Origin of the sequence: uncultured Arthrobacter sp. (genome assembly GCF_947493765.1) — a bacterium.
In the GTDB taxonomy this organism is placed as follows: domain Bacteria; phylum Actinomycetota; class Actinomycetes; order Actinomycetales; family Micrococcaceae; genus Arthrobacter_D.
Window position 1 is genome coordinate 78254 of the sequence record NZ_CANLSZ010000005.1, and the last position, 26899, is coordinate 105152.

Here is a 26899-nt window from a genome sequence, read left to right on the forward strand (position 1 = left end):
CGAAGCCCTGCGGTCCTGCCGCGGGCTAGGCGAGCATGCGGCTCAGCACGACGCCGGCGGCGAACAGGATGCTGAAGGCGAGATTGATCAGCCCGGTCTGTTTCAGTACGGGGACCAGGCTTCCGCGCTCCGTCCCGGTGAGCATGCGCCGGCTGGGCGAGACACCCGCGAGGATCAGCACCAGGACCAGCAGCACCCACGGGTAGTCCGCCGCGAGGAAGAGCGGCAGCAGGATCGCGACTGCGAGCATCATCACGTAGGTGAGGCGCGCGGTGGTGTCCCCGAGCCGGACGGCGAGGGTCCTCTTCCCCACCACACTGTCGGTCGGGATGTCGCGCACGTTGTTGGCCATGAGCAGGGCCATGGCGATCAGCCCGGTACTCACGGCGCCGATCCAGGCCGCGGCGCTGAGCTGGTTGGCCTGCGTGTACGTGGTGCCGAGCGTGGCCACGAGACCGAAGAACACGAAGACGAAGACATCCCCGAGTCCCCGGTAGCCGTACGGGTTCTTCCCACCGGTATAGCCCCAGGCGGCGGCGATGCAGCCCGCCCCGACCACGAGCAGCACCCAGGTCTGGGAGAGGATTACGAGGGCGAGTCCGGCGAGCATCGCCAGACCGAAGCACACGAACGCCGCCAGCTTCACCTGCCGCGCAGGTGCGGCCCCCGAACCGGTCAGCCGCAGGGGCCCCACCCGCTCGTCGTCCGTGCCCCGGATGCCGTCGGAGTAGTCGTTCGCGTAGTTGACGCCGACCTGCAGCAGGACCGACACGATCACGGCGAGGACCGCGTTGACCGGCTTGAACGATCCGAGCCCGAAGGCGGCGGCGCTGCCGATGATCACTGGAGCGAACGCCATCGGCAGCGTGCGGGGGCGGGCTCCTTCGAGCCATTGCGCGGCAGTCGCCACAGTCTGTCCTTCTGGTCGGATCGGTGGGGTTGTACGGTCCCGCACGCTAGGCGCGTTCGAGCAGGGCCCTTATGGTGCGGCGGTCGGGTTTGCCGCCGGGGAGGAGGGGGAACGCGTCGAGTGCCAGGATGGTTTTCGGCACCGCGTGGGCGCCGAGTTCCACGTGCACGGCCTGGCGGATGATCCCGCTGTCCACGTTACCGAGGACCGCGGCCGCGACGGCGGAACCCCACTCCGGGCTGTCGATGCCGAGCACCATGACCTGGTCGACGCCGGGGACGGCCTGGATCACCTCGCCCACCCGGGCCGCGGAGACCTTCAGGGCTCCCGTGACGATCACGTCGTCGAGCCGCCCGTGCACGGCGACGGTGCCGTCGGTCGCAGTCTCGCCGGCGTCGTCGGTGATGAACCAGCGCCGTCCCGAGTTGAACACGAACTTCTCCTCGCTCAGCCGGGCGTCACCGAGATACCCCTCGGCGAGGACCGGCCCGCCGATGCGCAACCGACCCTCGACGGCGTCCAGTTCCACGCCGTCGAGCGGGGTGCCGTCGTAGACACAGCCACCGCACGTCTCGCTCATGCCGTAGGTCTCCACGATCCTCAGGTCATGGCTCCGCGCGAGGGACCGGAGTGCAGGACCCGCCGCCGCGCCGCCGAGCAGGATCGCGTCGAAGCGGCGCAGGAGCCGGAGGGTCTCCGGCGTCGGATCGGTCAGGAGCCGGTGGAGCTGCGTGGGGACCAGGGACGTGAAACGCACGCGATCGGTCAGCTCGGCGGCCCCGGCGGTGAACGCCTCGGGCGTGAAGCCGCCGACGGTGTCCGCGACGGCGGGCCGGGTCCCGGCGAAGAGGGAGCGGACCAGGACCTGGAACCCCGCGACGTAGTGCACGGGCAGCGTCAGGAGCCACTGTCCCTCGGCCCGCAGCGCGAACGCCGTGCCCATGGCGGAGGCGGCGAGTGCGTCGACCCCGAGCATCGTCTGCTTCGGGACCCCCGTGGAGCCCGAGGTGCTGATCACGGCCGCGACGTCGTCGTTCGGCAGCGACCCGAAGGACTGGCCCGGCACCACATGCGGTGCGACGGCGGGTCCCTCACCGGCGAGGGCCGCGGCGAGGGGTTCCAGGAGTCCGAGGGGATCGGACCCCGCGGGCGTGTGGACGGGCAGGAGTTCCACGCGGATCCTAGAAGTAGTAGGGGAACGAGGACCAGTCCGGGGCGCGTTTCTCGAGGAACGCCTCCTTGCCCTCCACCGCCTCGTCCGTCATGTAGGCGAGCCGGGTGGCCTCTCCCGCGAAGACCTGCTGACCGGCCAGGCCGTCGTCGGCGAGGTTGAACGCGAACTTGAGCATCCTGATGGCCTGCGGACTCTGAGCCGCGATGTCCGCGGCGTACTCGAGCGCGGTCGCCTCCAGCTCCGCATGGTCGACGGCCTCGTTGACCGCGCCGAGATCCACCATGTCCTGCGCGGAATACTCGCGGGCGAGGAAGAAGATCTCCCGCGCCTTCTTCTGGCCGATCTGCCGTGCGAGCAGGGCCGAACCGTACCCGGCGTCGAAGCTGCCCACGCTCGCATCGGTCTGCTTGAACCGGCCGTGCTGCGCGGACGCGAGCGTCAGGTCCGCGACCACGTGGAGGCTGTGACCACCGCCGGCGGCCCACCCGTTGACGACGGCGATGACCACCTTGGGCATGGTGCGGATGAGGCGCTGCACCTCGAGGATGTGGAGGCGCCCGGCGCGGGCGGGATCGATCGTCTCGGTCGTCTCGCCCTCCGCATACCTGTAGCCGTCACGGCCACGGATGCGCTGGTCGCCGCCGGAGCAGAAGGAGTGCCCGCCGTCGCGGGGACTGGGGCCGTTGCCGGTCAGGAGCACGGTGGCCACGTCGGGCGTCATGCGTGCATGGTCCAGCGCCCGGTACAGCTCGTCCACGGTGCCGGGGCGGAAGGCGTTGCGCACCTCGGGCCGGTCGAACGCGATGCGGACGGTGGGAAGGTCGCGGACGACGGCGCCCGCGGCGTCGCGCTCCACCTGCCGGTGATAGGTCAGATCTGCGAGGTCCTCGAAGCCCGTGACCACGCGCCAGCGGGTGGGGTCGAAGATGTCGGATACCGTGCGGGGGAGCTCGTGGGTCACCCGTCGAGTCTAGCCGCGCGGGTCTGCCCGGGCGTCGGTGGGCGTTGCTACGCTACCGGCATGGACGCCGTACCCGCAGCCCCACCCGTCGACGACGTCGCGCCCACCGCCGCTCCGATCCGGTGGGACGGCGCGGTGAACGCGCGGGATCTCGGCGGCACCGGCGGTGTGCAGCCCGGCCGGCTCTACCGGATGGGCCGGCACGAGTGGGTCACCGAGGCGGGGTGGGAGCAGGCCTGGGCCGATGGCGTCCGCACCGTCATCGATCTGCGCCATCCCTTTGAGCTCGGTCGACGGTCCAGTGATCCGGCGGTCCCAGCCGAGGCCCTGGACCGGTTCGAGATGCACAATCTCCCCACCGAGGACCAGTCCGACGACGAGTTCATGGCCCTGACCGGCCCCTACCTGAACACCCCGGAGCACTACGGCGAGAACCTGGCCCGCTGGCCCGAGAAGTTCGCCGCGATCGCCCGCGTGATCGTCTCCGCCCGTCGCGGCGGCGTGGTGGTGCACTGCGCCGCCGGGCGGGACCGCACCGGGCTCGTGGTGGCGTTGCTCCTGAGCGCCGCCGGGGTACCGCATTCCGCCATCGCCGCGGACTACGCCGCGGCCGTGACCGCCATCAACGACCGTTACCGGACCCAGGAGGTCCCGCACGAGACGCCGCGCTCGGACGAGGAACTGGCCTCGTGGCTCGCGGAGGCCCAGGGACACCTGCTCGGACTGCTCTCGTCCCTGGATGCGGAGGAGCTGCTCCGCGCCGGCGGTCTGAGCGAGGAGGAACTCGGCACCCTCCGGACGAGACTGACGGACCCTGCCTGGGCCCACTGAGTCCTGGTCCGACGGGGCCGACTGAGTGGACCGACCGCGCCTGGGTCGACTGGTGACGAAAGGGCCACTCGAGGACGGCGCCTGGACCGACTGACAGCGACTGACAGCGACTGGACCGACTGACAGCGACTGACGGCGCCTGGACCGACTGACAGCGACTGACGGCGCCTGGACCGACTGACAGCGACTGACAGCGACGGGCGACGACGCCGGCGGGTGGCCGGGCGTCAGGCGCCGGGCTGGCTCGTCGGGATCGGCCTGTCCAGGAGCAGGTTGGTGATCCGCAGGGTGCAGATCCGCTGACCGGCCTCGTTGCTGAGCAGCACCTCGTGGGTGGTCACGGTGCCGCCGAGGTGGAGGGGGGTCGCGGTGATCGTGATCAGCCCCTCCCGTGCCCCCTTGTGATGGGTGGCCGAGACGTCCACCCCGACCGCCGTCTTCCCGAGCGTCGAGGCGTGGATCACGGCGGCCCAGGAGCCCACCGCTTCCCCGACGGCCAGGGACGCGCCCCCGTGGAGGAGACCGAAGGACTGCCGGTTCCCCTCGACGGGCATCGTCGCCACGACGCGGTCGACGGACTGTTCGAGGATCCGCACACCCATCTTCTCGTCCAGTTCGCCGAGTGTGATGGTCCACGGGGTGTGCTCCGGCGTCGGCTGGGTCACTGCGGCGCGTCCGTCATCCGGGCGGAGGCGCCGATGGCATCCGCGGCGAAGGCGTAGTCCCAGGCGACGTCGCGCCACCGGGAGTAGCGGCCGCTGGCGCCGCCGTGGCCGCCGTCCATCTCGGTCTTGAGCACGATCGGCTCGGGCCCCGTGGTCGTCCGGCGCAGTTCGGCCACCCACTTGGCCGGCTCCACGTACAGGACGCGCGTGTCGTTGAAGCTCGTGACGGCCGCGATGCGCGGGTACGCCACGGGGCGCACGTTCTCGTAGGGGGTGTACTGCTTCATGTAGCGGTACACCTCGGGGTCGGTGATCGGGTTGCCCCACTCCTCCCACTCGAGGGCGGAGAGCGGCAGGTCCGGGTCCAGGATGGTGGTCAGGGCGTCCACGAAGGGGACCTGGGCCACGACGGCCCGGTACTTCTCGGGGGCCAGATTGGCGACGGCGCCCATCAGGAGACCGCCCGCCGAGCCCCCCATGGCGGCGATCCGGTGCTCGTCGACCCACCCCGAGGTGACCAGGTACGAGGTGGCGTCGACGAAGTCGGTGAAGGTGTTCTTCTTCGCGAGCTTCTTGCCCTGCTCGTACCAGGTGCGTCCCATCTCGCCGCCGCCGCGGACGTGGGCGGTGACGAAGATGATCCCGCGGTCCAGCAGGGACAGCCGGGCGATCGAGAACCCGGGGTCCATGCTCACCTCGTAGCTGCCGTAGGCGTAGATGACCGCCGGGTTCGAGCCGTCCTGCACGAGCTCCGCGCGCCGCACCACCGAGAGCGGAATGAGCGTCCCGTCGGCCGCCGGCGCCCACTGGCGTTCGGCCACGTACCGGGTGCTGTCGTAGTCGCCGAGCACCTCGGTCTCCTTGCGCAGGTGCAGCGTGCCGTCCTCGAGGACGTAGTCGTACACCCGCGGGGGCGTCAGGTAGGACGCATAGGACAGCCGGATGATCGGGGAGTCGAACTCGGCGTTCGCGAGATTGCTCGTGAACAGTTCCTCGTCGAAGTCCGGTTCCGCCGGCAGGACTTGCTCCGGCGTCCCGAGGCCGGCGAGCGGGAGGACCTGCACGCGCTCGATCGTGTCCCGGCGGACCGAGAGCACCACGTGAGTCCGGGTGAGGGACAGGCCGTCCACGCGCACGGCGTCGTCGTGCGGGACCACCGTGGTCCACTCCTGCTCCGCGAGGGGACGGGAGAGCTGGTCGGCGGCCACGAGGCTCACCATCGAGTTCCTCGCGCCGCGGTCGTGGGTCAGCAGGTAGTGCGGTGCGCCCGCGATCGTCACCGGCTCGGCGTCGTACAGGATGCGTTCGTCGCGGGAAATCAGCGTGGTCGGTGCGGCGTCGGGACGGGCGAGATCCAGCACGCGGTACTCGCTGTACTCGGAGCAGCCGATGCTGATCATCAGCCGGCTCCGATCGGCCGAGATCTCGAAGCCCGTCCACATCGCGACGTCGTCCTCCTGGTACACGACGACGTCGTCCGCCACCGGGGTGCCGAGCACGTGCGCCTTCACCTGGTAGGGACGCCACGAGTCGTCGACCACGGTGTAGTAGACGCGGGAGCCGTCGGGGGAGAAGGCCAGCCCGTAGAAGATGTCGGGGACCTCGTCGGGCAGGAGCTCTCCCGAGGCGAGATCCTTGAGGCGCAGCGTGAAGCGTTCGTCGCCGGCATTGTCCTCGCTGTAGGCCAGGAGGGTGCCGTCCTCGGTCACGGCCAGGCCGCCCAGGGAGAAGAACGGCTTGCCCTCGGCGAGATGGTTGCCGTCGAGCATGATCTGCTCGCCGGGCACCGCCTGGCCGGGAACCACCGTGGGCGGCGTCCAGTCCCGCGTGGGATCGCCGGTGTCGGTGGCGGCGACGCGGCACTGGATCGCATACTGCCGGCCCTCCTCGGTGCGCGAGTAGTACCACCAGTCCCGCTTCCGGGCCGGGACGGACAGGTCCGTCTCCTGCGTCCGCTCCTTGATCTCGCTGAAGATGGCCTGCCGGAGCGGCTCCTGGTCCGCGGTGACGGCGTCGGTGTAGCTGTTCTCGCGCGTCAGGTACTCGACGACGTCCGGGCTGTCCTTCTGGCGCATCCAGTCGTAGTGGTCCACGAACGTATCGCCGTGATGGGTGCGCTCGGTCGGCACGCGCGGAGCGGGATCGGGCACGGGGAGCTCGGGTGTGGCGTCAGCGGTCATGCATTCCATCCTGCCACCCTCCCTCCGCGCCCCGGCAACGCGGGTCCGTGGCGTGGGCGGGCCCGGGGGCCGATGGTTGACCGTGCCGGGCGGGCATGCAATTCTGGAGCAGGCCTTTACAGAACGAACGTTCGGTAATTCGAGCGGGCACGGGCCGGTTCTTTCACGACGACGAGGAGACGACCATGGCCGAGGCCTTCCTGGTGGGGGGTGTCCGCACCCCCGTCGGACGCTACGGCGGAGCGCTCTCCAGCATCCGCCCGGACGACCTCGCGGCGCTCACGCTGTCCGCCGTCGTCGAGCGGGCCGGCCTGGACCCGGCCGCCGTCGACGAGGTGATCCTCGGCAACGCCAACGGGGCCGGCGAGGAGAACCGCAACGTGGCCCGCCTCGCGTCGCTGCTCGCCGGGTTCCCCGACACCGTTCCCGGCATCACGGTCAACCGCCTCTGCGCCTCGGGCCTGTCCGCCATCATCATGGCGTCCCACATGATCAAGGCAGGGGCGGCGGACATCGTGATCGCCGGTGGCGTCGAGTCCATGAGCCGTGCGCCGTGGGTCATGGAGAAGCCGGACAAGGCCTTCGCCCGGCCCGGTGCCGTGGCGGACACCTCCATCGGCTGGCGCTTCACCAACCCGGTGCTCGCCGCCCGCGACAAGGCCACCTACTCCATGCCGGAGACGGCCGAGGAGGTCGCGGAGGTCGACCGGATCTCGCGCGACGACGCCGACGCCTTCGCCCTCCGCTCGCACCAGCGGGCGCTCGCGGCCACGGAGGCGGGGCACTTCGCCGACGAGATCCTGCCCGTGCAGGTGAACCGCGGGAAGACGTCCTTCTCCGTGGACACCGACGAGGGGCCCCGCGCCGACACGACGCTCGAAGCGCTCGGCAGACTCCGCTCCATCGTCAAGCCGGACGGCATCGTGACCGCGGGCAACTCGAGTTCGCTCAACGACGGTGCCTCCGCGGTGATCGTGGCCTCCGAGGCAGCCCTCGAACGCCACGGCCTGACGCCGCGTGCGCGGATCCTCGACGGCGCCTCCGCCGGTGTGCCGCCCGAGATCATGGGGATCGGCCCCGTCCCGGCCACGCAGAAGGTCCTCGACCGTACAGGGTTCTCGGTCGGCGATCTCGGTGCCGTGGAGCTCAACGAGGCGTTCGCCACGCAGTCCCTCGCCTGCATCCGACGGCTCGGACTCGACGAGGAGATCGTCAACCGTGACGGCGGCGCGATCGCCCTCGGGCATCCGCTCGGGTCCTCGGGCTCCCGCATCGCCATCACGCTGCTCGGTCGGCTCGAGCGCGAGCTCGCCGGGTCGTCGCGGCGGCTCGGCCTCGCCACCATGTGCGTGGGCGTGGGGCAGGGCACGGCGATGCTCGTCGAGGGCGTCTGATGGTCGATGCCCTGAACATCACGGACGGTACCGATCGCGTCGTCGTCGAACTGCACCGGCCCGAGGTGCGCAACGCCATCGACCGGCAGATGGTCGACGAGCTGCACGCGGTGTGCGCCTCGCTCGAGCAGACGCCCCGCATCCTCATCCTGATCGGATCCGACGGCGTCTTCGCCTCCGGGGCCGACATCGCCGAACTGCGGGAGCGCCGGCGCGACGACGCGCTCGCCGGAATCAACTCGACCCTCTTCGCGCGCATCGCAGCCCTGCCCCTGCCGGTCATCGCCGCCCTGGACGGGCATGCGCTCGGAGGCGGGGCCGAGCTCGCCTTCGCTGCCGACTTCCGCCTCGGCACACCGCGCCTGCGCCTCGGCAACCCCGAGACCGGGCTGGGCATCCTCCCCGCGGCCGGTGCCACGTGGCGGCTGAAGGAACTCGTGGGCGAACCGCTGGCGAAGGAGATCCTGCTCGCCGGACGCATCCTCTCCGCGGAGGAGGCCCTCGACGTCCGGCTCGTCAGCTCCCTCCACGAGCCGGAGGAGCTCCTGCCGGCGGCCCACGCCCTCGCGGACCGGATCGGCCGGCAGGACCCGCTGGCGGTCCGCATCACCAAGAGCGTGTTCCACGCCCCGCGCGACGCCCATCCCGTGATCGACCAGCTGGCGCAGGCCGTCCTGTTCGAGTCCGAGGCGAAATTCGACCGCATGCAGCGGTTCCTGGATCGGAAGAAGGGCTCATGAGCGAGATCCCGGCACGGGTCGGTGTGCTCGGCGGAGGGCGCATGGGGGCAGGCATCGCCCACGCCTTCTGCCTCGCGGGAGCCGACGTCGTCGTCGTCGAGCGCGACGACGCCGCTGTGGCAGCCGCGCTCGATCGCGTCTCCGCGGCACTCGCCCGCAGCGTGGAGCGAGGCACCACGACGGAGGACCAGGAGGCGCTGAAGCACCGGGTGTCCGTGTCCACGGAGTACGGCTCCTTCGCCTCGTGCGGGCTCGTGGTCGAGGCCGTGCCCGAGGACCCGGACCTCAAACGGGAGGCCCTGCAGGCCGTGGAGGCCGTGCTCGACGACGACGCCTGGCTCGCCACGAACACGTCCTCGCTGTCCGTCGACGCGCTCGCCGGCGCGCTGCAGCGGCCCGAGCGCTTCTGCGGTCTGCACTTCTTCAACCCGGTCCCCGCGTCCACGCTCATCGAGGTGGTCCTCGGAGCGCGGACGTCCGACGAGCTCGAGGTGGCCACGCGGTCCTGGGTCGCGGCGCTGGGCAAGACCGCCGTCGTCGTGCAGGACACCCCCGGGTTCGCCAGCTCGCGGCTCGGGGTGGTGATCGCCCTCGAGGCCATGCGCATGCTCGAGGAGGGCGTGGCGACGGCGGAGGACATCGACGCCGCGATGGTCCTCGGGTACAAGCACCCCGTGGGGCCGCTGCGCACCACCGACATCGTGGGTCTCGACGTCCGGCTCGGCATCGCGGAGTATCTCGAGTCGACCCTCGGGCCGCGGTTCGCCCCGCCGGCCATCCTGCGCGAGCTGGTGGCGCAGGGCCGCCTCGGACGCAAGAGCGGTGGCGGCTTCTTCGACTGGGACGCCCCGGCGTCGCCGGTTTCCTGAGCGTCGTCGTCCCTGCCCCATCCCGACACCCGCGATCCGGCCGTCCCGGACGCATCCCGACAGAACCAGTGAAAGGTGAGCGGATCATGACCACCGCCTCGGAGCGAGTACAGATCGACGTCGTCCCCAGCTTCCTCGAGGACGCGTGGTGGACGCCCGACCGCGCGGCCGCGGACGACGACGGCACCGTGGTCCGCGATGCCAGCACCGGTGAGGAGCTCGCAATCGTCAGCACGGCGGGCATCGACACCGCCGCCGCCGTCCATTTCGCGCGGACCACGGGGCAGACCGAGCTCGGCCGCATGACCTTCCACGAGCGTGCCCTCAAGCTCAAGGAGCTGGCGCAGTTCCTCAACGCCCAGCGCGACCCGCTGTACGAGCTCTCGGCGAAGACCGGGGCCACGAGGACCGACTCGATGGTCGACATCGACGGCGGCATCGGCGTGCTGTTCACGTTCGGGTCGAAGGGGCGCCGCGAGCTGCCGAACTCCCACGTGATCGTCGACGGTCCTCCGGAGGTGCTGTCCAAGGACGGCTCGTTCCTCGGCACGCACATCCACACGCGCATCCCTGGGGTCGCCGTGCAGATCAACGCCTTCAACTTCCCGGTGTGGGGCATGCTCGAGAAGTTCGCGCCCGCGTTCCTCGCCGGTGTGCCCACGATCGTCAAGCCCGCGACGCCCACGGGTTTCCTCACCGCTGCCGTGGTGAAGCTGATGATCGGCACCGCCATCCTGCCCACCGGAGCGCTGCAGCTCATCTCCGGCCCTGCCCGCGACATCCTCGATCATCTCGACTACCGCGATCTCGCGGCCTTCACGGGATCGGCGTCGACCGCCAACACGCTCAAGTCGCACCCGTCCGTCGCGCAGGGTGGTGTGCGCTTCACGTGCGAGACGGACTCCCTCAACGCGGCGATCCTCGGCCCCGACGCCGTTCCCGGCACGCCCGAGTTCGACGCGTTCGTGAAGTCCCTCGTCACGGAGGTCACGGTCAAGGCCGGCCAGAAGTGCACCGGGATCCGCCGGTCCATCGTGCCCGAGGCGCTGGTCGACGACGTCGTCCGTGCCGCCGGGGAGCGCATCCGGTCGCGCGTGACGCTCGGGGATCCGCGCGCCGAGGGCGTCACCATGGGGGCGCTCGCGTCGCTGGCGCAGCTCGAGGGTGTCCAGGACTCCGTGAGGGAACTCCTCGCCGGCGGAGCGTCCGTGGCCTTCGGCTCGCTCGACGCGCCCGACGTCGTCCTCGCCGACAACACCTCCGGCAAGGCTCCGGACGGCGCCTTCATGGAGCCGATGCTCCTGACGTGGCAGGACGTCGAGGCCGGCGCGCTGCACTCGGTGGAGGCCTTCGGCCCCGTGGCGTCGGTGATCGGCTACGAGGACCTGCCGCACGCCATCCGGCTCGCGGCGCTCGGCTCGGGATCCCTCGTGGCGACGGTCTGCACCAACGATCCCGCCGTCGCGCAGGAACTCGTGCTGGGCATCGCCGCACACCACGGCCGCGTGCTCATCCTCAACCGCGAGGACGCCCGCACCTCCACCGGGCACGGTTCGCCCGTGCCGCATCTCGTGCACGGAGGGCCCGGGCGGGCCGGCGGCGGCGAGGAACTGGGCGGTATGCGCTCGGTGCTGCACCACATGCAGCGCACCGCCGTGCAGGGCTCGCCGAACATGCTCACGAGCATCACGGGGGAGTGGCACACGGGGGCGGACCGACGGTTCGACGACGGCCACCCGTTCCGCAAGGACCTCGCCACGCTGCGCATCGGCGACGCCGTCCGGTCGGAGCTGCGCCAGGTGACCCTCGAGGACATCAGCGCCTTCGCCCGGACCACCGGCGACACGTTCTACGCCCACACGAACGAGGAGGCCGCTGCGGCCAATCCGTTCTTCCCGGGGATCGTCGCTCACGGTTACCTCCTGCTGTCCTGGGGCGCCGGACTGTTCGTCGACCCGGAGCCCGGGCCGGTGCTGGCGAACTACGGCCTGGAGAATCTGCGGTTCATCACGCCGGTCGCGGCCGGCGACTCCATCCGCGTGACCCTGACCGCCAAGCGCATCACCCCGCGCGAGACGGACGAGTACGGCGAGGTGGCCTGGGACGCCGTGCTGCACAACCAGGACGACGAGATCGTGGCCACCTACGATGTCCTGACCCTCGTGGAGAAGTAGCCCGGCTTCGGAGGTGCCCCTGCGCTCGGCGTCACTGGGGGTTCTGTGGGGTCCTCCGGCGGGTGGCAGGCGGCGTCATTGGGGTTCTGTGGGGGCCGGGGCTGCATTACTGGGGGTTCTGCGGGGTTCTGCGCGGTTGGCAGGCGGCGTCATTGGGGTTCTGTGGCGGCCGGGGCTGCGCCGCTGGGGTTCTGTGCGGTTGGCAGGCTGGGGGTTCTGTGGGGGCCGGGGCCGGGGTCGGGGCTGCATCACTGGGGGTTCTGCGGCGGCCGGCGTCCTTCGATCCCACTGTTCTGGCGTGATCAGTGGGATCGGCCCCTCGTCCCCACTGATCGACGTCCACCACTGGGATTGAAGCCTGGCGCCGCCCGATCGGAGCTGCTCGTCCCCATCATTGGGCTCCCACCACCGGGAGCGACACGCTGCTCGACTCTGCATGCCGCTCGGTCCCACTGTTCGACGCCGATCACTGGGAAGGAAGCGCTGCTCGACTCTGCACCTGCTGGTTCCCACCGCTCGACGCCGATCACTGGGAAGGAAGCGCTGCTGAGCGCCTTCGGGGCTCTCGTTCCCGTTGTTCAGGCGTAGTTGGTGGGATTAACCGCTCGTTCCCAATGCCGGGCTCCGATCACTGGGTTTGAAGCGTGATGCCGCCCGATCGGCGCTGCTCGTCCCCATCATTGGGCCCCCACCACTGGGGCCGACGCGCTGCTGGACGCCGTAGGGCTGGTCGTTCCCGCTGTTCGGGTGTGATTGGTGGGATCGGCGGCTCGTGCCCACTGCCCGGTACCGAGGACTGGGAATGAGGTCTGGCGCCAAACAGGTGGGGCTGCTCGTTCCCACTGGATGGCGCGGCCTCCTACGGGAACCATACAACTGAAAATGAGTCTCGAGCCGGCGCTTCACCTTTGCGGCGAATGCGACGCCAGTGCTGCAGTGACGAGACGGATGAACTGATCCGGTTGATTGACCAGGAGGTTCCGACTCACACGAAGGATCGGTACACCTCTGGTGGTGAGCAGGTTCCAACGGCGCCGGTCCTCCTCGAATTCACGGCGTTCGCTGTGGAACTCGCGTCCATCCGCTTCGATGCCCAGGACACCATCCACGAACAGGTCTATTCGCCCGACTCCTCCGACGTGTACCTGCGATGCCACGGTGAAACCCGCCTGGACGAGGTGGTACCGAGCGACTGTTTCGAGAACGGACTGGGAGTGAGGATCGATCAGCTCGATCACGCGCCTGAGCGCACCGGCTCTCCGGCTCCTGGCGATGGTTCTCAACTCGGCGAGATCGACCAATCCGAGCACGACGGCCGACTCGATGATGCACAGGGCGTCGAGTTCAGGGACGCAGCGGGCACACTGGGCGCAGATGGACAGCGTCGAGAGGGGAAGCCTGGCGCGGTGGACGCGTAAGCGGCTGCTCGGCACGAGTCCGCCGTGGTCGACGCTGACATGCAGGAGGGTCGGAGGCCGCAACACCCATAGCCCGCGCTGCTGGGCTGCACTGATGCAGGACAACTCGGCTCCTGCACAGCGCGCTTCCAGGAGTTCCCCGTTTCCACCGGGCAGGGCATAAATACCCCTCGCGGCGCGGACGACCAGCTCTCCACTGCACGCGCGGGCGAGCGCGGTTGTACTCGCTCCGGCGGCGACGAGCTCGCGTGTCCGTGCCACTCCTCCCAGCTTCACGAGCACCTCGACAACATCCATGTGCCAAGCCTGTCCTGCTGAGGGGAAGCGGCGCTGCGCCGGTCAAGCTATGTGGACATCGTTTCTGCCCCAGTGTCCAACGACGACGGTAAGAGAGGACCGTCGATCCCACCGTGCCTGGCCGAGCAACGGGAACGAGGAGCGCGCAGTGCGGTCGATCCCATCGGGCGGGTAGAGCAGCGGGAAGGAACGATCATTCCAACCATGCCGGGCCCGCGGGGCGGTGGGAGGGTGCAGCCACGGAGGGTCGATCTCATCGGACGAGGCCCAGCTGTGGGGGCGCCCTTTCGGGTAGTCGAATCGAGTGGATGTGACCGATCAGTGGGAGCGAGAGGGCGAGAGTCGGTCGATCCCATTGGCCCAAGCCGACCGGTGGGAACGAGGAGCGCGGCGGATGCTCCACCACCAGGGACTTGACCCCTCGATCCCAGCGTTCGACGGCGGTTGCCGGGAAGGAAGGGTCGATCCCACTGGTCGAGGCCCAGTGGTGGGAGGGAGGCCGTCCCCGTCGGTCGATCCCACTGGTCGAGGCCCAGTGGTGGGAGGGACGCCGGCCCGCACGGTCGATCCCACCGGTCGACGCCGAGCAGTGGGAAGGAACGGTCGTTCCCACCGTACGACGCCGAACGGTGGGAACGAGGAGCGCGCAGGGACCCGAACAGCCCCGAACCCAACAACCTGACCCCGGAAACGCCCGAACGGGCTAGCGGCAGTGCAGGCCGTCGAAGACCATCAGGATGATGTCGTCGGCCAGCTTCTGGGCGGTCAGGGGTCCGCCCGGCCGGTACCACTCGACGATGGAGTTGATGGTCCCGAAGATGAACCGCGTGGTGGTCCTCGGGTCGATGTCCCCGCGGAGTGAGCCCTCCTGCCGGGCGGCGTCGACGAGGGCCGCGACCTCCCGGTCGAACGTGCGCCGCCGGTCCAGCGCCTCCCGCTCGATCTCCGTGTTGCCGCGCAGCCGGAGCAGGAGCGTCACGAACGGCAGGCGCTCGGTGAGGACGCCGATGGTGCCGCGCAGCACGAACTCGAGGCGCGCGTCCGCGGCACCGGAACCGGCACGCTCGTCCTCCAGGATCGACTCGAGTCCGCCGAGCGCGTGGTCCAGCGCCAGCCGCAGCAGATCGCCCTTCGAGGGGACGTGGTGGTAGATGGCGGACTTGCTGATGCCCAGTTCCTCGGCGAGCATGCCCATGGACGTCGCCTCGTACCCGTAGCGGTTGAAGGCTGCGACGGCGACGGCGAGTACGGACTGCTGGTCGTACCCGGGTCTGCCGCGGCGGGCAGCGGGTGCGGATACGGGGCCGACGGCAGTCATGGAGCCATTTTCGCATGAACGATCGGTCGGTTTGACATTGACTGGCCCGAAGAGCACTCCCTATACTGAACGAACGGTCGGTAATTAAGCCGGGCGTCCAGACGAACGAGGTAGACACCATGACGACCACAGCGATCGACGCGGGTAGCCGCGTGGACGAGGACACTGCCGGAGAGCAGCTCTTCAACGAACTCATCGCACAGGACTCCCGGATCGAGCCGCGCGACTGGATGCCTGCGGACTACCGCAAGGCCCTCACGCGGCAGATCTCCCAGCACGCGCACTCCGAGATCATCGGCATGCAGCCGGAGGCGAACTGGATCACGCGGGCTCCCTCCCTCAAGCGCAAGGCCGTCCTCATGGCCAAGGTCCAGGACGAGGCGGGCCACGGTCTGTACCTCTACTCGGCCGCCGAGACCCTTGGGACGCCGCGCGACAAGATGACCGAGGACCTCATCGCCGGCAAGGCCCGCTACTCGAGCATCTTCAACTACCCCGTACGCACCTGGGCAGACATCGGGGCCATCGGCTGGCTCGTCGACGGTGCGGCCATCTGCAACCAGGTGCCCCTCTGCCGTGCCTCCTACGGCCCGTACGGGCGTGCGATGGTGCGTGTCTGCAAGGAGGAGTCGTTCCACCAGCGGCAGGGCTTCGAGATCCTGCTCGAGCTGGCCAACGGCACCCCCGAGCAGCGCGCCATGGCCCAGGACGCCGTGAACCGCTGGTACGCGCCCTCGCTCATGATGTTCGGCCCACCCGACGAGGACTCGCCGAACTCGCAGAAGTCGATGGAGTGGAAGATCAAGCGCTTCTCGAACGACGAACTGCGCTCGCGCTTCGTGGGCATGATGGTCGAGCAGGTCAAGGTGCTGGGCCTGGAGCTCCCGGACAAGGAGATCCGCTATAACGACGAGACTGGCCGCTGGGAGCACGGACCCCTCGACTGGAACGAGTTCAAGGAGGTCCTCGCCGGACGCGGCCCCTGCAACGCCCAGCGCATGGAGCGCAGGCGCGAGGCCCACGAGGACGGCGCCTGGGTGCGCGAGGCCGCAGCGGCCTACGCCGAGAAGCAGGCCCTCAAGTACGCGCAGGCGGCTTAGGTGACCGGCGGATCGACCACGGGCGACGACGGCGCGAAGGCACCGTCGTCGGGCCCGCAGGAGCCCCGCGCGGCCTGGCCGCTGTGGGAGGTGTTCGTGCGATCCTCGCGCGGACTCTCGCACGTGCATGCCGGTTCGCTGCATGCCCCTGACGCGCAGATGGCCGTCCGGAACGCCCGAGACCTGTACACGCGGCGCAACGAGGGCGTGAGCCTGTGGGTGGTGCCGGCGACGTCTATCGTCACCAGTGATCCCGACTCGAAGGACCAGTTCTTCGAGTCCCCGCAGGGCAAGGACTACCGCCACGCCACCTACTACACGAAGAGCGAGGGAGTGAAGCACCTGTGAGCGAGGCCAACGCCAGCGCCACGCGCATCACCCCGGGCAACGCACTGCGCCCCGAGGACATCGCGCTCCTGGAGACCAAGCCCGCCGACGCCGTCGCGCAGTACGCCCTCGGGCTCGGCGACGACGCCCTGATCCTGGCGCAGCGCCTGGGCTGGTGGATCTCCCGGGCCCCCGAGCTCGAGGAGGACGTGGCCCTCGGGAACATCGCGCTCGACCAGATCGGCCACGCCCGCTCGTTCCTCACCTACGCGGGTCGCGCGTGGGACAAGACCGAGGACGATCTCGCCTACTTCCGCCGCGAGCCCGAGTTCCGCTCAGTGCATCTCGTGGAGCAGCCCAACGGGGACTTCGCCCGCACCATCGCACGCCAGTTTGTCGTCGCGCTGTACCAGTGGGAGCTGTACTCGCGCCTGGTGGACTCCAGCGATCCGACCCTCGCCGCGATCGCCGCGAAGGCCGTCAAGGAAGTGGACTACCACCGCGACCACAGCATCCAGTGGATCCTGCGCCTCGCGCAGGGGACCGACGAGTCGCGCCGTCGGATGATCGCCGGCCTGAAGCTCACCTGGCCCTACGTGGAGGAGCTCTTCACGGATCACCCGCTCATCGACGAGCTCGGGGACGTCGCCGCGCGTCCCAGCAGTCTCCGTCCGTCCTTCGACGAGGCGGTGAAGCTGGTGCTCGACGAGGCCGAACTGGAGCTGCCCGACGTGCCCGGCGCCATCGGCGGTGGCCGGCAGGGCCTCCACAGCGAGCATCTGGGCTACATCCTCGCGGAGCTGCAGGTCCTGGCGCGCGAGTACCCCGGAGCGTCGTGGTGACCGTCGAGCAGCTGCGGCCCTCGACGCCCACGGACGCCGCGGTGTGGGACATCGCCGCGACGGTGTGCGACCCCGAGATCCCCGTGCTCACCATCGAGGACCTGGGGATCCTGCGTGCGGCCCACGTGGCCGAGACCGGTCAGGTCGAGGTGACCATCACTCCTACGTACTCCGGGTGCCCCGCCATGGACGCCATCCGCGACGACGTCACCACCGCGCTGGGAGGTGCAGGGTACGACGACGTCGCCGTGCGCCTCGTCCTCGCGCCGGCCTGGACCACCGACTGGATGAGCGAGGACGGCAAGGCCAAGCTCGAGGAGTACGGCATCGCCCCGCCCACCGGCACCGCGGCCGCAGGTCCCGTCCGTGTGGGACTCAGCGTCAAGTGCCCGCAGTGCTCGTCGCTGAACACGCGCGAGCTGACCCGCTTCGGTTCCACGTCCTGCAAGGCGCTGTACGTCTGCGGCGACTGCAAGGAACCCTTCGACTACTTCAAGGTGCACTGATGGCCGTTGTCCTCGCCCCCTCCACGAAGCGGCGGAGCGCCTTCCACGCACTCACGGTCCGCGAGGTCCGCCGTCTGACCGACGACGCCGTCGAGGTCACCCTCGACGTCCCGGCCGAGCTGCAGGACGCCTACGACTACCTTCCCGGACAGTACGTGGCGCTGAGGACCACGCTCGACGTCGACGGCGAACCGAAGGAGGTTCGCCGCAGCTACTCGATCTGCGCGGATCCCCGGCCGGGTGAGCTGCGGGTCGCCGTCAAACGGGACCTCGGCGGGGTCTTCTCCACGTGGGCCAACGAGTCGCTGAAGCCCGGGGACACCCTGGAGGCCATGAGCCCGCTGGGCCAGTTCACCCCGCGCACGACGCCGGGGGACCAGGCCGTCTCGCTGGTCGCCGTCGCGGCCGGGTCCGGCATCACACCGGTGATCTCGATCGCCCGGTCCATGCTCGCGGCCGGACCGAACGTCCGCTTCGACCTCGTGTACGCGAACAAGGCGGCGATGGACGTGATGTTCCTCGAGGAGCTGGCCGATCTGAAGGACCGCTACCCGTCCCGGTTCGCCGTGCACCACGTCCTGTCCCGGGAGCAGCGCATCTCCCCGCTGCTCTCCGGCCGTATCGACTCCGAGAAGCTGGAGAGGCTGCTGGCATCGGTGCTGCCGGCCGATCAGGTGGACGAGTGGTTCCTGTGCGGACCGTTCGAGCTGGTGCAGCTGTGCCGCGACTCCCTGGCCGCGCGCGGTGTGGAGGCCGAGAAGATCCGCTTCGAACTGTTCACCACCGGCGAGCCCGCGCGCCCCGAGGGGAACATCGGGCGTCCCGTGGTCGCGGACGAGAGCGGTGAGAGCTACACGATCTCCTTCAATCTCGACGGGCTGAAGGGCTCCGTCCAGAGCCCCACCCATGCGCGCGAGTCGATCCTCAACGCAGCGCTGCGGGTGCGTCCCGACGTGCCCTTCGCCTGCGCCGGCGGGGTCTGCGGCACCTGCCGGGCCAAGGTGGTCGAGGGGACGGTGGAGATGGCGGAGAACTACGCCCTCGAGCCCGACGAGGTGGCCAACGGCTTCATCCTGACCTGTCAGGCCCACCCCACCAGCGACGCCGTGTCCGTCGACTACGACGCCTAGGAGAACACCCATGCCCGCCGAAGCAACCTCCGTGAGCCACGACGGGAAGGCCCCGGACGAGAAGACCCCGACCGAGAAGACCCACGACGAGAAGGCCCCGGACGAGAAGACCGGCGGCGGCATGATCCGGCTGACGATCGCCGACGGCATCGCCGAGGTGGTCCTCGATGCCCCGTACCGGCTCAATGCCGTCGACACGCAGGCACTCGACGACCTCTCGGCGGCGTATGACGACGCCGCAGCCGGCGTGCGCGAGGGGACGGTGCGGACGCTGGTCCTGCGCGGCGAGGGCCGGGCCTTCTGCGCCGGTCGCAATCTCGGCACGGTCGAACCGGGGAACGACGACGCCTTCGGGTTCCTCGACACCACGCTGACGCCACTGCTGCGGAAGATGGCGGGCTTCCCGGCTCCCACCTTCGCCGCCGCGCAGGGAGCGTGCCTCGGCGTCGGGCTCGGGCTGCTGATCGCGACCGATGTGGTGTACGTGGCGGAGAACGCGAAGATCGGCTCGCCCTTCGCGAACCTGGGGCTCGTGCTGGACTCGGGCGGGCACTGGCTGTTCATGGAGCGTCTCGGCGCGCACCGGGCCCTGGATCTCATCTACACGGGCGATCTCATGAGCGGCACCGAGGCCGTCACTGGCGGCCTCTTCAGCCGGGCGATGCCTGCCGACGGGTTGCTCGACTTCACCCGGGGCAAGGCGGCCCGCGCCGCGAGCGGCCCCCGGCAGGCGCACGTGTCCTCGAAGCAGCTCATCAACCGGATCCGCGACGAACGCCTGGGACTCTGGGACGCCATCAGCGGCGAGAACGACGCGCAGGCCGTACTCGCCGCCTCCGACGACTACCGGGAGGGCCTCGAAGCCTTCCGCGAGAAGCGGGCGCCCCGCTTCGGGGCCTGAGGCCGGGAGGTCCACCTGCCGCAGCCGGCGGCGCCCGTCCGGTGGACCCGGCGCGCGGCGTTCCGCTCGTCCGTGCTGCGGACTCCTGTCACGGAGCCGCGAAGGACTCCTCCAGGGCGGACGCGACGACGAAGAGATGCTCCTCCTGATCCGGTTTCGCGATCACCTGCACCGAACGCGGCAGTCCGTCCCCGGCGCCCGGGACCGGGACGCTGAGTGCAGGGAACCCCAGGACGCTCCACGCCGAGGTCATCGAGAGCAGCGCCTGCCGCGGGCCGGTCCACGGAGTCTCCGGCGGGAAGCTGCGCTGGTCGATGGCCGGAGCGCTCACGGGAACGGTGGGCATGAGCAGGACGTCGACCGCCCTCAAGCGGTCCAGGACCCGGGCCCGTAGCCGCTCCTTCTCCGCGAGGGCCAGCACGTACTCCCAGCCCTTGACCTCGGACGCCTCCTGCAGTCGCTCGAGGACCTCGTCGCCGAAGAGTTCCGGGGCGCGCTCCACACGGTCGTGGTGGAGGGCGTAGGCCTCGGCCGACTGGATGATCCGGTAGGGGTCGGCGCACGCGTCGAGCTCCGGGAGGAACACCGTCGGCACCGGCGGACGGTCGCGCGTGAAGGTGGCCGCCGCCATCCGGACCGCGTCGGCGGAGTCCGCCGCCGCGCGCTCGGTCAGTGCGCACGTCACCAGCGCGTAGCGCAGCTCGCCCGCCCGGACCGGAGCGGGAGGGCTCAGCAGGTCGCCCGGACCGGCGGTTGAGGGGAACCCCCCGCCGTTCCGGGACAGCGCCTGCCACGCGAGGGCGATGTCCGCGGCCGTCGCGGCCAGCGGGCCCACCACGTCCAGGGTGGGTGAGAGCGGGAAGACGCCGCGGTTGCTCAGGGACTGCCCGGTCGGGCGCAGGCCGAGCGTCCCGCACAGCGCGGCCGGGACGCGGGTGGAACCTCCGGTGTCGGTGCCCAGCGCCAGGGGCAGGAGCCCGGCCGCCACTGCTGCTGCGGACCCGCCGCTCGACCCGCCGGTCATCAGCTGGAGGCGGTGCGGGTTGCGTGCCGGGCCCGTAGCCGACCGGTCGCTCGTGGGACCATAGGCGAACTCGTGGGTCTGCGTCTTGGCCAGGATCACGGCACCGGCGTTACGCAGTGCCGTGACGACGTCGGCGTCGGCCGTGGGGACGTGGTCGGCGAAGTGCCGCGAGCCCATGGTCGTCAGGAGTCCGTTCGTGGCGATCATGTCCTTGATGCCGACGGGGATGCCGTGGAGGGGGCCGCGGTCCAGCCCGGCGGCCAGCTCCTGATCGGCCACGGACGCCGCGTGCGTTGCTCCGTGGTCGTCGATGGTGACGAAACAATTCAGCATCGGCCCGTACTCGTGGGCCGCGGCCAGGGCCAGCTCGGTGATCTCCGACGCGGTGGTCTTGCGGGAGCGGATGCGGGCCGCGAGCATGGGGATGGTCGTCCCGCCGAACGGTCCGACGCCCGCCAGGACAGCGCTCTCGCTCACGGGTGCCTCCCTCCTCGAACGGTGTCGTGATCTCCGGCGTCGCAAAAGTAGCATCCGGCAGGGAGTCGCACAATCGTTTGTGCGCGCAGCGGCCCGGACGAGGATGGAGCAGGTGAGGCTGCGCTACAGTGCCAGAATCCGGCCCCGCAGGTCTTCCGCAGGAGCCGCGACGCCGCCCCGCAGGTGTTCTGCCGGCCACGCGCCAGCCACGACGTCCGCAGCAGATCCCTCGGAGAGGTAGGACATGACATTTTCCCTCGTTGCCGTCGACGCGCGGACCGGAGAGCTCGGTGTGGCCGTCCAGTCGAAATTCCTGGCCGTCGGCGCCCTGGTCCCGTTCGCACGCGCCGGGATCGGCGCGATCGCCAGCCAGGCGTTCGTCGACGTGACCATCGGGTCCCGGGGTCTCGATCTCCTGGAGCAGGGCGTGGCGCCTGAGGATTGCGTCGAGCGGCTCCTGCGGGACGACCCGCTGCGCGAGCAGCGGCAGTTCGGCATGGTGTCCGCGGACGGCCGCCGTATCGCCTTCACCGGCAGGGAATGCTTCGACCACGCCTCGTCGCTCCTCGGCGAGGGATTCGCGGCGCAGGGCAACATCCTGGCCGGCAGGGCCGTGGTCGAGGGCCTGGCAGCGGGATTCCTCGCCCGGCCGGACGCACCCCTCGCCGCCCGCCTGATCGATGCCCTGGAGCGGGCGCAACAGGCGGGCGGCGACCAGCGTGGCCAGCAGTCCGCAGCACTGCTCGTGGTGAAGGAGGGCGGAGGCTATGGCGGGAACCACGACAGGATGCTCGATCTGCGGGTCGATGATCACCAGGAGCCCATCGCGGAACTTCGCCGCCTGCACGGACTCCACGACTTCCTGTTCCGGCGAGCCGATCCGGCCTCGGCCGTGACCGTCGACGTCGAACTCCGCTCCGAGCTGCTCACCCTGCTCGAGCGGCGCGGCCTGGACACCGGACAGGGCTTCGAGGCCGCATTGTTCGCCTATTTCGGGCACGAGAATCTCGAGGAGCGCTGGCTGGGCCCGGAGCGGATCGACGCCGTCGTGCTCGATCATCTCCGCAGCCAGGGCGGCTGAGCTTCCCGGCGCCGGGCTGTCCCGAGCGGTCGGTGAGCTTCAGCCGCGCAGTCTCTCCATTCCCGGATCGAAGAGTGGCTCGGCCGTGACCGTCGCGGGAACGCGGCGTCCGAAGTACTCGATCTCCACCGGATCTCCCATCCCGATGGAGTCCGCCAGCCAGGCATAGGCGATCGGCGTCCGGACCGTGTAGCCGTAGGCCGAGCTGGTCACGTACCCGACGGTCTCGTCGCCGGCGAACACGGGCTCCTTGCCCAGGACCATCGAGGTACCGTCGTCGATCGTCAGGCACCGGAGCGTCCGGGCGATGGCGTGCGTCGCCGGAACGGACAGCGCCTCCGCGCCCACGAAGCCCGTCTTGTCCTTGGCGATCGAGAAGCCGACACCGGCCTCCTGCGGACGGTGCTCCGAGGTCATGTCCGTACCCCACAGCCTGTAGCCCTTCTCGAGCCGCATGCTGTTGAAGGCCCCGCGGCCTGCCGCGATGATCCCGTACTTCCGGCCGGCCTCGAACAGGAGGTCCCACAGCCTCAGGCCGTAGTCGGCCGTGGTGTACAGCTCCCAGCCGAGCTCACCCACGTAGGAGAGCCGCATGGCCGTGACCGGGATGCCACCCACCGCGATCTGCTTGGTGCGGAAGTACTTCAGCGCGTCGTTGCTGAGGTCGTCGCTGCTGACCTCGCCGATCACCTCCCGCGCGAGTGGTCCCCACAGCCCGATGCAGCAGGTGCTGCCCGTGATGTCGGTGACCTGCACCCACTGCGCAGGATCAGCGGCGGACTGGTGCCGCGCCTGGACCCGGAGGTAGTCGAAGTCCACGTTGCTGTTGACCCCGAGCTGGAAGTCCTCCGCCGCCAGACGGGCCACGGTCACGTCGCTGCGGATGCCGCCGTCGCCGGCCAAGAGCAGGCAGTACGTCACGGCACCGGGCTTCTTGGTGATGTTGCCGGTACTGAGCCGGTGCAGCAGCGCCTCGGCTCCGGGGCCGGTGACCGAGAGCCGCTTGAGCGGTGTCATGTCGTAGAGCCCGACGGCGGTGCGTGTCCTCCAGGCCTCCGCTGCCGAGATGGGGGAGGAGAACATGGCGGACCAGGGATCCCGCTCGGGGGGACGCCACTCCTCGGGAAGTTCGTCCAGCAGGCCGCGGTTGGCCTCGAACCAGTGCGGGCGCTCCCACGCGGCCGCCTCGAGGAACACCGCGCCGAGTTCCCGTTGCCGGGTGTTGAAGGGGCTGACGCGCAGGTCGCGCGGGGACAGCCTGGGCTGCAGCGGGTGCAGGATGTCGTAGATCTCCACGAAGTTCTGCTGCGACGCCACACTGACATAGGCGCCGGAGGTCTGCACCTCCTCGAAGCGCGTGAGTTCGCAGCCGCTCAGATCGGTGCGGGACCGGCCCTCGACCAGCAGCTCGGCCATCGCCCTGGCGACGCCGGCCGAGTGCGTCACCCAGACGGCCTCGGCCACGAAGAGGCCCTCGAGGTCGGGGGACTCGCCCATGAGCGGACCGCCGTCGGGCGTGAAGGAGAAGATGCCGTTGAAGCCGTCCTCGATCCGCGTCGAGCGCAGGGCGGGCAGCAGCTCCTGGCTGTCCGCCCACGAGGGCGCGAAGTCCTCCTCCGTGAAGGCGAGGCGCGAGGGCATCCGGTGGTCCGACATCTCGTCCGCGCCGATCCGGGGCAGCGCGTCCATGTCCACCGGCAGGGGCCGGTGCGCGTAGCTGCCGATACCCATCCGGTCCCCGTGCTCGCGGAAGTAGAGATCCCGGTCCTGGTAGCGGAGGATCGGCCGGCCGGCACCGTTGGGCATCTCGTTCACGCCGCGCAGCTCACGGAGCGGAGTGGTCGTGACGTACTGGTGGGCCAGGGGCAGCAGCGGCACGGACAGTCCCGCCAGGCGGCCCAGCTCCCGACCCCAGAATCCGGCGCAGGAGACCACGATGTCGGCCGGGATGGCCCCCGCGGACGTCTCCACGCCCGTGACCCTGCTCCCCGCCCGCGTGATGCCGGTGACCGTGGTGGACCCGCGGTACTCCACCCCGGCGGACCGCGTTCTGCGGATCAGCAATTGGGTGGCACGTGCGGCCGACGCGAGTCCGTCCGAGGGGACGAACAGGCCCCCGAGGACCCGGCGACCGTCACCGAGGGACGACGTCGACAGCAAGGGGTACTTCTTCTCGCACTCGTCGGCGTCGATCAACCGCCCCTCGAGGCCCCAGGAGGTCGCGAAGCCCAGCCGGCGCTTCAGGTCCTCGAGCCTGGCGGGGGTGGTGGCGATCTCGAGACCGCCCACCTGGTTGTAGCAGGAGATGCCGTCGGCGCTGAGCGAGAGCAGCTTGCCCACCGTGTAGGCGGCGAACTCCGTCATGGCCTTCGAGGGGTTCGTCTGGAAGACCAGCCCCGGAGCGTGCGAGGTGGACCCACCCGCCAGCTCCAGCGGTCCCTGCTCCACGACGGTGATGTCGGTCCATCCGCGGTCGGTGAGTTCGTCGGCGAGGTTGGTGCCGACGATGCCGGCACCGATGATGACGACGCGTGGTGATGTTCTCATGGGCGAGGCTCCTGGGTCCGCATCAGCGGAGGACGACGATGTGCCATGGGTGGTCAGGTGGTGCTTTCCGCCCGCACGCCCGGCGGGAGATTGGGTTCCGCCGTCGACTCCTCGACCATGATGTCGCCGTCGACCACCGTGACCCGGTGGGCGCGGACCGGGAGTTTCGCGGGAGGCGCGTCGACCCCGCCGGTACGGAGATCGAACTTCGAGGCATGGAGCGGGCACTCGACCCAGCAATCCTCCACCCACCCGTCGGCGAGGGAGGCGTCCTGGTGGGTGCAGGTGTCGTCGAGGGCGAAGAGCTCGCCCTCCTCCGTGTGGAAGACCGCGATGGGGGGCGAGGTGTCCAGCCGCAGGGAGTCGCCGGGTGCCAGTTCGCTGAGGGGGCAGGCCTTGTGCATGGGGATGACCTCTACTTCCAGGGTCTTCAGGTCGGTGATCCGCAACATTCTCCTGAGCGGCTGTGTGGACGGGGACTGCGCCACGTCCACTCGTCGTACGGTGCGGTCTCGCTGTGAACAACACCACGCACGATGAGCAACAAGTCTGGCAGGGATGATCTGCTTGTCAAGGGTCATCCGGCTCCTGCTCCACGCCGCCGACGGGCCAGGGAAAGAGGTTGACGCAACCTGCCGTGTCATCCACGCTGTTGCATATAGCGATGAGTGTTGCTGTGGAAGCAGTATGAAGAGGTTGTGCAGATGGAAACCCTTGCGGTTGTAGGAGCGTCTCTTGCCGGTCTGTCGGCGGCCAGGGCGGCACGAGCCCGAGGATTCTCCGGACGGCTCATCATGATCGGCGACGAGCACCATCGGCCCTACGACCGCCCGCCCCTGTCGAAGGATTTCCTGCTCGGCCGCGTGCAGGCGGAGGATCTGCTGCTCGAATCGGATCCGCACGAACTGGACGCCGAGTGGGTCCTCGGGACGGCCGCCGTGGCCCTCGATGCATCGTCACGGACGCTGCTGCTCGAGAACGGGAGGGCACTGACGGCGGACGGCATCGTCATCGCCACGGGCGCCCGTGCCCGCGTCCTCCCCGCGCTCTCGGGTCTGGCCAATGTCCACACCCTGCGCAGCCTCCCCGACGCACAGCGCCTCGCGCCCGCCCTCCGACCGGGCGGCAGGCTGACGGTGATCGGTGCCGGCTTCATCGGCGCGGAAGTCTCCTCGGCGGCGATCCAGCGCGGCATGCAGGTCACCATCATCGATACCAAGCCCATCCCGTTCCACGCCCAGCTGGGCCCCGAGATGGGGTCCGTCATGGCGGGGCTCCATGCCTCCCACGGAGTGGAGCTGATCTCCTCCGCGGTGATCGAGGGCTTCGGGAGCAGCGGGCCCGGCGTCACCACTGTCCGGTTGCAGGGCGGGCGCTCCGTCGTCGCCGATACCGTCGTGGTCGGTATCGGCTCCGAGCCGAACACGGAGTGGCTCGAGTCGTCCGGACTGTCCCTCGACCGCGGGGTCCTGTGTGACGCCATGGGCCGTACGGGCATTCCCGGGGTGGTCGCCGTCGGGGACTGCGCCGCCTGGTTCGACGCGGAGACCGGCCACCACCGCCGGGCCGAGCACTGGACCGGGGCCTTCGAGCGCGCCGCGCTCGCCGTGGAGGTGCTCCTGGACCCCGAGGCACCGCAGGGACCCGCCACGCCCCACTACTTCTGGTCCGACCAGTACGGGGTCAAGCTGCAGTTCTCCGGTGATGCCGCCGGGTACGACCGCCTGGAGATCGAGGCGGGGGACGTCGGATCGGGCAGTTTCCTCGCCGTCTACTACCGGGCAGAGGTGCCGGTCGCGGTCCTGGGGTTGAACCAGCCCAAGCTGTTCACCCGACGGCGTCGATCTCTTCCCGCTCGTGTGCCGGTGGACTCCGCCGTCCTTGCCCCGACCGGGCGCGCGCCGCGGTCGCTCGCGGACCTCTGGGGCGGAGCGGGCCTGTCCTCACTGGTCGGAGCGGGTGCGCGTTCCGACCGCAGCTCCACCTGATCGCCCCACCCGCGTCCCGCACGATCATCACCACCCACCCGTTAG

The 26899-nt window shown here is 70.0% G+C and carries 23 protein-coding genes; 13 read left to right on the forward strand and 10 right to left on the reverse strand.

The window, feature by feature from the left end:
* Positions 1–25: 25 nt before the first annotated feature.
* Genes Q0747_RS09350 through Q0747_RS09360 form a run of 3 tightly spaced genes read right to left on the reverse strand, consistent with a single transcriptional unit; the run spans position 26 to position 3045 of the window.
* Positions 26–910, reverse strand: a complete 885-nt coding sequence (locus Q0747_RS09350) for a 1,4-dihydroxy-2-naphthoate polyprenyltransferase (RefSeq protein WP_298253910.1) — start codon at positions 908–910, stop codon at positions 26–28.
* A 46-nt stretch (positions 911–956) separates the two neighbouring features.
* On the reverse strand, positions 957–2084 hold the full coding sequence (locus Q0747_RS09355; protein ID WP_298253912.1) for an AMP-binding protein: 1128 nt from the start codon (positions 2082–2084) through the stop codon (positions 957–959).
* A gap of 7 nt (positions 2085–2091) precedes the next feature.
* On the reverse strand, positions 2092–3045 hold the full coding sequence (locus tag Q0747_RS09360) for a 1,4-dihydroxy-2-naphthoyl-CoA synthase (protein ID WP_298253915.1): 954 nt from the start codon (positions 3043–3045) through the stop codon (positions 2092–2094).
* A 60-nt stretch (positions 3046–3105) separates the two neighbouring features.
* Between Q0747_RS09360 and Q0747_RS09365 the strand changes: the two genes are divergently transcribed.
* Positions 3106–3876, forward strand: a complete 771-nt coding sequence (locus Q0747_RS09365) for a tyrosine-protein phosphatase (RefSeq protein ID WP_298253917.1) — start codon at positions 3106–3108, stop codon at positions 3874–3876.
* A gap of 227 nt (positions 3877–4103) precedes the next feature.
* Here Q0747_RS09365 and Q0747_RS09370 read toward each other — a convergent pair whose 3' ends face one another.
* Together Q0747_RS09370 and Q0747_RS09375 are read right to left on the reverse strand one after the other, a co-directional pair.
* Positions 4104–4478 (reverse strand): PaaI family thioesterase, encoded by a 375-nt coding sequence (locus Q0747_RS09370; protein WP_298254162.1) that lies wholly within the window; start codon positions 4476–4478, stop codon positions 4104–4106.
* A gap of 59 nt (positions 4479–4537) precedes the next feature.
* Positions 4538–6721 carry a S9 family peptidase gene (locus Q0747_RS09375; RefSeq protein ID WP_298253919.1) on the reverse strand — a complete coding sequence of 728 codons (2184 nt, stop codon included), beginning with the start codon at positions 6719–6721 and terminating at the stop codon, positions 4538–4540.
* Between the two features lie 185 nt (positions 6722–6906).
* On the opposite strand from Q0747_RS09375, the gene Q0747_RS09380 reads away from it, so the two are divergent.
* From Q0747_RS09380 to paaZ, 4 genes are all read left to right on the forward strand, one after another.
* A complete protein-coding gene (locus Q0747_RS09380; RefSeq protein ID WP_298253921.1) occupies positions 6907–8115 on the forward strand; it encodes an acetyl-CoA C-acyltransferase in 1209 nt (402 codons plus the stop codon).
* Positions 8115–8855: an enoyl-CoA hydratase/isomerase family protein gene (locus Q0747_RS09385; protein WP_298253923.1), complete on the forward strand. Its 741-nt coding sequence runs from the start codon at positions 8115–8117 to the stop codon at positions 8853–8855. The genes Q0747_RS09380 and Q0747_RS09385 overlap by 1 nt, the downstream gene beginning before the upstream one ends.
* Positions 8852–9724 (forward strand): 3-hydroxyacyl-CoA dehydrogenase family protein, encoded by an 873-nt coding sequence (locus tag Q0747_RS09390; protein WP_298253925.1) that lies wholly within the window; start codon positions 8852–8854, stop codon positions 9722–9724. Before Q0747_RS09385 ends, Q0747_RS09390 begins: the two co-directional genes overlap by 4 nt.
* Before the next feature lie 86 nt (positions 9725–9810).
* The gene (gene paaZ, locus Q0747_RS09395) at positions 9811–11898 is read left to right on the forward strand and encodes a phenylacetic acid degradation bifunctional protein PaaZ (protein ID WP_298253927.1); all 2088 of its coding nucleotides are present in this window, start codon (positions 9811–9813) and stop codon (positions 11896–11898) included.
* 902 nt (positions 11899–12800) lie between these two features.
* Here the strand turns inward: paaZ and Q0747_RS09400 are convergent.
* Both Q0747_RS09400 and Q0747_RS09405 read right to left on the reverse strand, forming a co-directional pair.
* Positions 12801–13613: a type IV toxin-antitoxin system AbiEi family antitoxin domain-containing protein gene (locus Q0747_RS09400; protein WP_298253929.1), complete on the reverse strand. Its 813-nt coding sequence runs from the start codon at positions 13611–13613 to the stop codon at positions 12801–12803.
* A gap of 703 nt (positions 13614–14316) precedes the next feature.
* A complete protein-coding gene (locus Q0747_RS09405) occupies positions 14317–14931 on the reverse strand; it encodes a TetR/AcrR family transcriptional regulator (RefSeq protein WP_298253931.1) in 615 nt (204 codons plus the stop codon).
* 119 nt (positions 14932–15050) lie between these two features.
* Between Q0747_RS09405 and paaA the strand changes: the two genes are divergently transcribed.
* The 6 genes from paaA to Q0747_RS09435 all read left to right on the forward strand — a co-directional run bounded on the left by paaA (position 15051) and on the right by Q0747_RS09435 (position 19737).
* Positions 15051–16031: a 1,2-phenylacetyl-CoA epoxidase subunit PaaA gene (gene paaA, locus Q0747_RS09410; protein ID WP_298253933.1), complete on the forward strand. Its 981-nt coding sequence runs from the start codon at positions 15051–15053 to the stop codon at positions 16029–16031.
* Positions 16032–16379: a 1,2-phenylacetyl-CoA epoxidase subunit PaaB gene (paaB, locus tag Q0747_RS09415; RefSeq protein WP_298253935.1), complete on the forward strand. Its 348-nt coding sequence runs from the start codon at positions 16032–16034 to the stop codon at positions 16377–16379.
* Positions 16376–17200 carry a 1,2-phenylacetyl-CoA epoxidase subunit PaaC gene (gene paaC, locus Q0747_RS09420; protein ID WP_298253937.1) on the forward strand — a complete coding sequence of 275 codons (825 nt, stop codon included), beginning with the start codon at positions 16376–16378 and terminating at the stop codon, positions 17198–17200. The genes paaB and paaC overlap by 4 nt, the downstream gene beginning before the upstream one ends.
* Entirely contained in the window at positions 17194–17706 is a 513-nt protein-coding gene (gene paaD, locus Q0747_RS09425) for a 1,2-phenylacetyl-CoA epoxidase subunit PaaD (protein ID WP_298253939.1), read from the forward strand. The genes paaC and paaD overlap by 7 nt, the downstream gene beginning before the upstream one ends.
* Positions 17706–18836, forward strand: coding sequence for a 1,2-phenylacetyl-CoA epoxidase subunit PaaE (gene paaE / locus Q0747_RS09430; protein ID WP_298253941.1), 1131 nt, complete (start codon positions 17706–17708; stop codon positions 18834–18836). Before paaD ends, paaE begins: the two co-directional genes overlap by 1 nt.
* Positions 18837–18957: 121 nt before the next feature.
* Complete coding sequence (locus Q0747_RS09435) at positions 18958–19737, forward strand: enoyl-CoA hydratase/isomerase family protein (RefSeq protein ID WP_298254164.1); 780 nt, start codon at positions 18958–18960, stop codon at positions 19735–19737.
* 88 nt (positions 19738–19825) lie between these two features.
* Here Q0747_RS09435 and Q0747_RS09440 read toward each other — a convergent pair whose 3' ends face one another.
* Positions 19826–21238, reverse strand: a complete 1413-nt coding sequence (locus Q0747_RS09440) for an amidase (protein ID WP_298253943.1) — start codon at positions 21236–21238, stop codon at positions 19826–19828.
* A gap of 244 nt (positions 21239–21482) precedes the next feature.
* On the opposite strand from Q0747_RS09440, the gene Q0747_RS09445 reads away from it, so the two are divergent.
* Complete coding sequence (locus Q0747_RS09445) at positions 21483–22319, forward strand: DUF1028 domain-containing protein (protein ID WP_298253945.1); 837 nt, start codon at positions 21483–21485, stop codon at positions 22317–22319.
* Positions 22320–22358: 39 nt separating this feature from the next.
* Here Q0747_RS09445 and Q0747_RS09450 read toward each other — a convergent pair whose 3' ends face one another.
* Together Q0747_RS09450 and Q0747_RS09455 are read right to left on the reverse strand one after the other, a co-directional pair.
* Positions 22359–24866, reverse strand: coding sequence for an FAD-dependent oxidoreductase (locus tag Q0747_RS09450; RefSeq protein ID WP_298253947.1), 2508 nt, complete (start codon positions 24864–24866; stop codon positions 22359–22361).
* A 53-nt stretch (positions 24867–24919) separates the two neighbouring features.
* Entirely contained in the window at positions 24920–25270 is a 351-nt protein-coding gene (locus Q0747_RS09455; RefSeq protein WP_298254166.1) for a bifunctional 3-phenylpropionate/cinnamic acid dioxygenase ferredoxin subunit, read from the reverse strand.
* Positions 25271–25570: 300 nt separating this feature from the next.
* Between Q0747_RS09455 and Q0747_RS09460 the strand changes: the two genes are divergently transcribed.
* The gene (locus Q0747_RS09460; RefSeq protein WP_298253949.1) at positions 25571–26854 is read left to right on the forward strand and encodes an NAD(P)/FAD-dependent oxidoreductase; all 1284 of its coding nucleotides are present in this window, start codon (positions 25571–25573) and stop codon (positions 26852–26854) included.
* The last annotated feature ends 45 nt before the right edge of the window (positions 26855–26899 follow it).

Coding starts and splice junctions, on each gene's coding strand:
- Q0747_RS09365 (WP_298253917.1), top strand. CDS start 3,106: ATGGACGCCGTACCCGCAGCCCCACCCGTCGACGACGTCGCGCCCACC.
- Q0747_RS09370 (WP_298254162.1), bottom strand. CDS start 4,478: ATGGGTGTGCGGATCCTCGAACAGTCCGTCGACCGCGTCGTGGCGACG.
- Q0747_RS09375 (WP_298253919.1), bottom strand. CDS start 6,721: ATGACCGCTGACGCCACACCCGAGCTCCCCGTGCCCGATCCCGCTCCG.
- Q0747_RS09380 (WP_298253921.1), top strand. CDS start 6,907: ATGGCCGAGGCCTTCCTGGTGGGGGGTGTCCGCACCCCCGTCGGACGC.
- Q0747_RS09385 (WP_298253923.1), top strand. CDS start 8,115: ATGGTCGATGCCCTGAACATCACGGACGGTACCGATCGCGTCGTCGTC.
- Q0747_RS09390 (WP_298253925.1), top strand. CDS start 8,852: ATGAGCGAGATCCCGGCACGGGTCGGTGTGCTCGGCGGAGGGCGCATG.
- paaZ (WP_298253927.1), top strand. CDS start 9,811: ATGACCACCGCCTCGGAGCGAGTACAGATCGACGTCGTCCCCAGCTTC.
- Q0747_RS09400 (WP_298253929.1), bottom strand. CDS start 13,613: ATGGATGTTGTCGAGGTGCTCGTGAAGCTGGGAGGAGTGGCACGGACA.
- Q0747_RS09405 (WP_298253931.1), bottom strand. CDS start 14,931: ATGACTGCCGTCGGCCCCGTATCCGCACCCGCTGCCCGCCGCGGCAGA.
- paaA (WP_298253933.1), top strand. CDS start 15,051: ATGACGACCACAGCGATCGACGCGGGTAGCCGCGTGGACGAGGACACT.
- paaE (WP_298253941.1), top strand. CDS start 17,706: ATGGCCGTTGTCCTCGCCCCCTCCACGAAGCGGCGGAGCGCCTTCCAC.
- Q0747_RS09435 (WP_298254164.1), top strand. CDS start 18,958: ATGATCCGGCTGACGATCGCCGACGGCATCGCCGAGGTGGTCCTCGAT.
- Q0747_RS09445 (WP_298253945.1), top strand. CDS start 21,483: ATGACATTTTCCCTCGTTGCCGTCGACGCGCGGACCGGAGAGCTCGGT.
- Q0747_RS09450 (WP_298253947.1), bottom strand. CDS start 24,866: ATGAGAACATCACCACGCGTCGTCATCATCGGTGCCGGCATCGTCGGC.
- Q0747_RS09455 (WP_298254166.1), bottom strand. CDS start 25,270: ATGCACAAGGCCTGCCCCCTCAGCGAACTGGCACCCGGCGACTCCCTG.
- Q0747_RS09460 (WP_298253949.1), top strand. CDS start 25,571: ATGGAAACCCTTGCGGTTGTAGGAGCGTCTCTTGCCGGTCTGTCGGCG.